General features: G+C 70.1%; 4 protein-coding genes and 2 pseudogenes. 1 reads left to right on the top strand and 5 read right to left on the bottom strand.

Translation table 11 applies throughout. The annotated features are described in order from the left end of the window. Positions 1-186: pseudogene (locus AC27VN_RS35225) on the top strand (2-keto-4-pentenoate hydratase); the annotation flags it as partial. A 9-nt stretch (positions 187-195) separates the two neighbouring features. Here the strand turns inward: AC27VN_RS35225 and alkB are convergent. From alkB to AC27VN_RS35200, 5 genes and pseudogenes are all read right to left on the bottom strand, one after another. Beyond that, positions 196-849, bottom strand: a complete 654-nt coding sequence (gene alkB, locus AC27VN_RS35220; RefSeq protein WP_490879610.1) for a DNA oxidative demethylase AlkB — start codon at positions 847-849, stop codon at positions 196-198. Between the two features lie 82 nt (positions 850-931). Further along, positions 932-1,912 (bottom strand): NAD(P)H-dependent flavin oxidoreductase, encoded by a 981-nt coding sequence (locus AC27VN_RS35215; RefSeq protein WP_057591373.1) that lies wholly within the window; start codon positions 1,910-1,912, stop codon positions 932-934. 46 nt (positions 1,913-1,958) lie between these two features. Then, a complete protein-coding gene (locus tag AC27VN_RS35210; RefSeq protein ID WP_490879609.1) occupies positions 1,959-2,699 on the bottom strand; it encodes an SDR family oxidoreductase in 741 nt (246 codons plus the stop codon). Positions 2,700-2,822: 123 nt separating this feature from the next. Further along, a complete protein-coding gene (locus AC27VN_RS35205) occupies positions 2,823-3,383 on the bottom strand; it encodes a TetR/AcrR family transcriptional regulator (RefSeq protein ID WP_093341080.1) in 561 nt (186 codons plus the stop codon). A gap of 145 nt (positions 3,384-3,528) precedes the next feature. After that, positions 3,529-3,882: pseudogene (locus AC27VN_RS35200) on the bottom strand (shikimate dehydrogenase); the annotation flags it as partial.

Raw genomic sequence — 3,882 nt, 5'->3', positions numbered from 1 at the left:
GGCCCGCTGCATGCGCTGCTGCACTTCCTGCACGAACTGCAGGCCTGCCCCGGCGCGCCCGCGCTGCAACCGGGCGAGGTGGTCACCACCGGCACCTGGACCGACGCCTGGCCGATCGCGCCCGGCCAGGTCTGGCGCAGCGAGTTCGACGCGCCCTTCGACGGCCTCGAAGTCACGCTGCGCTGAGCGCGCGGCTCAGCCGGCCTTGCGAAAGGTCAGGTTGATGCGCACGCTGCCCAGCAGCGGATGCGGCTTGTCCTTGAGCGGCAGCACGCCATGGAAGCGCAGCCGGTCGGGGCCGCCCCACACCACCACGTCGCCATGCACGAGCGGCACGCGCTCGACCGCGTCGCCGCGCGCGAGCCCGCCGAACTGGAACACCGCCGGCATGCCCAGCGACACCGAGACGATCGGCGCGCCATGGTCGCGTTCGTCGCGATCCTGGTGCAGCGAGAGCCGCGTGCCGGGCTCGTAGCGGTTGACGAGGCAGGCATCGGGCCTGAAGCCCGCGAAGCCCGCCGTCTCGGCCGCCTCGCGCGCGAGCCGCGCGAACGCGGCGGGCATCGCGGGCCAGGGCTTTTGCGACAACGGATCGATCGCGTCGTAGCGGTAGCCGTTGCGGTCGCTGACCCAGCCCAGCGGCCCGCAGTTCGTCATCGCCACCGACATGGTGTAGCCGCCGGGCGTGACCAGGTGCCGGAACGGCGACACGCCCTCGATGCGCGGCAGCGCGGCCAGCAGCTCGCTCGCGAACGGCAGCGCGAAGCCGCGCAGCACGCAGGCACCCGGGCCCAGCGGCTCGGGTGCGCGAAACGGTTCGTCGGTGGCGGGGAAGAGCTCGAGGGTCATGGCGGATGCAGCCCTCGAAAATACCGCAAGCCGGCGCACCGGGTCCGGCCGGTTCCGGACATCCGGTACCGCCGGTGTGGTCTCAGGCGGTCTCGAGCATGCCCGCGAGCCGCGCCGCGATCAGCCCATGGGCCTCGGCCATGATGCGGTCGACCAGTTCCTGCACGGTCGGCACGTCGTGGATCAGGCCCGCCACCATGCCGCAGCTGAAGGCGCCCGCATCCACGTCGCCCTCGATCATCACGCGCGGATAGATGCCCGCCACCTGGTCGTGGATGTCCGAGATCTGAAGGTCCGCGCCCTTCGCGCGCTCGATCGCCAGCAGTTCCTCCACGCCCTTGTTGTTGAGCACGCGCTCGGTGTTGCGCAGGCCGCGCATCACCAGCCGCGTGTCGAGCTCGCTGGCCGCGACGATCGCGCGCTTGACGTTCTCGTGCACCGGCGCCTCCTGCGTGGCGATGAAGCGCGTGCCCATGTTCATGCCCTCGGCGCCGAGCGCGAGCGCGGCCACGAGGCTGCGGCCGTCGGCCATGCCGCCCGAGGCGACGAAGGGAATGCGCAGCTCGTCGGCCGCGCGCGGCAGCAGGATCATGTTGGGCACGTCGTCCTCGCCCGGATGGCCGCCGCACTCGAAGCCGTCGACGCTCACCGCGTCGCAGCCGATGCGCTCGGCCTTCAGTGCATGGCGCACCGAGGTGCACTTGTGGATCACCTTCACGCCGGCCGCCTTGAGCGCCGGCATGTGTTCCTCGGGGCTGCGGCCCGCGGTCTCGACGATGCGCACGCCGCCCTCGATGAGCGCGGCGATGTACTCGGGATAGGGCGGCTTGGAGAAGGTCGGCAGGAAGGTGAGGTTCACGCCGATCGGCTGGTCGGTCATCTCGCGGCAGCGCGCGATCTCGCGCGCCAGCAGCTCGGGCGTCTTCTGCGTGAGCCCGGTGATGATGCCGAGGCCGCCGGCATTCGACACCGCGGCCGCGAGTTCCGCGAAGCCCACGTAATGCATGCCGCCCTGGATGATCGGATGGCGGATGCCGAAGAGTTCGGTGATGCGAGTTTTCATGGTCGATGAGGGTGGAGGAAGAGGACGGGGAATGCGGCGCTGCCGCTCACCAGCGTTCCATGTACGGACGCAGGTCGAGCTCGAAGGTCCAGGCATCGCGCGGCTGCGTGTGCAGGTGCCAGTAGTTCTCGGCGATGTGCTCGGGGTTCAGGATGCCGTCCTCCGACTTCAGCGCGTAGCGCTCGGGGAAGCTGGTGCGGATGAACTCGGTGTCGATCGCGCCGTCGACCACCACGTGCGCCACGTGGATGTTGCGCGGCCCCAGCTCGCGCGCCATGCTCTGGGCCAGCGCGCGCAGCGCATGCTTGGCACCCGCGAAGGCCGCGAAGTTGGCGGCGCCCCGCAGGGCCGCGGTGGCGCCCGTGAAGATGATCGTGCCGCGGCCGCGCTCGACCATGCGTTTGGCCGCTTCACGGCCGTTGAGGAAGCCGCCGAAGCAGGCCATCTCCCAGATCTTGAAGTACTTGCGCGCGGTCTCCTCGAGGATGCTCGAGGGCACGTTGGCGCCGATGTTGAACACCAGCACCTCGACCGGCCCGACCTCGCGCTCGACCTGCTCGAACAGCGCGATCACCTCCTCCTCCTTGCGCGCATCGGAGCCGAAGGCCACGGCCTTGCCGCCGCCCGCCTCGATGCTCTCGACCAGCGGCTGCAGCTTCTGCGCGTCGCGCCGCGTCACGCAGGCGGTGTAGCCGCCGGCCGCGAAGCGCCTCGCGATCGCCCCGCCGGTGGAATCGCCGGCGCCGATGATCAGCGCCACACCGGCGCCCGCATTGCCCTGGCTCATGTCGTCTCCTTGATTGAACGCTCGTGGACCAAAGCACGGTAAAGGAGAGGCTTCGGGCTGTCAATCGAATCGAGCGCGCGACAGCATTCCGATGGCGCATGCACCGCATGCGGCCGGCGGGTTTCAGTCCAGGTGGTTGCGCTCGATGTCGCGGCGGGTCGAATTCAGGATGTCCTGGCGCGTGCGGTCGTTCTCGACCACGCGCGCCATCAGCAGCGCGCCCACGCACTGCGCCATCACGGCCCAGGCCGCGTCGTCGTCGCCCGCCAGGCGCTGACTCCAGGCCTTGTGCAATTTCTTCAGGCCGCGCTCGACCGCCGCGCGCACGGCCGGGTCGGAGCGCGCGATCTCGGCGCCCAGCGCGGGCAGCGCGCAGCCGGTCTCGGGGTGCAGTGCATGGGCGCTGCTGAGGTAGCTCTTGAGGCAGCGCGCCACGTGGTCGGGCGGCGAGTCGGGCGTGCCCGCGAGCATCTCGGCGCTGTTCTCCATCTCGCGCTCGATCAGCGCCGCGAACAGTTCGCCCTTGGAGCCGAAGTGGCTGTAGAAGGCGCCGCCCGTGAGGCCGATGGCCGACATCAGCGCATCGACGCCGGTGCTGCTGAAGCCCCCCTTCTTGGCGATCGCTCGGCTGCTCTCGAGCAGCTTTTCGCGGGTCTCTTCCTTGTGGTTGGGGGCGTAGCGCATGACGGTTCCTCGGCGCGGGATTCCGGTGGACAGGGCGAAGGGAAAAATAACATACGATCGTTCAGCCATCCTGACGCCAGGCCATCGATCGCTGCTCGTTTTCCCGGGTCCCTTGCAAGGCCCGCGCCCGCCGCGGAAGACGCTTTCAGGGCGCCGGCGCACCGATCCCGAGCAATTCCTTCACCAGCACGTACTGCGCATCGAGCATCGAGGTGCCCAGCGAGATGCGGCAGCCGCGCGCTTGCGCCGCGGCCAGGAGCGGCGTGATCGCGGGCGTCATGATGATCTCGGCCACGTCGGTGCCTGCCGCCAGGTGCGCCACGTCGAGCGGCAGTGCATCGCCCTCGTGCATGCCCATCGAGGTGGTGTTGACCACGAGGTCGAAGCCGCGCGGGTCGTTCATGCCCGCGCGCGCGGTGCAGTCCGGGTACGCGGCCGCCACGTCGGCCGCCAGTGCCTCGGCCCGCTCGTTCGTGCGGTTGTGGATCACCAGTTCGCG

The sequence above is a fragment of the Variovorax sp. 20P10.2.4 genome, from assembly GCF_058244205.1.
Note: the sequence above shows the minus strand (reverse complement) of the source record. Positions and strands in the feature narration are given on the sequence as shown.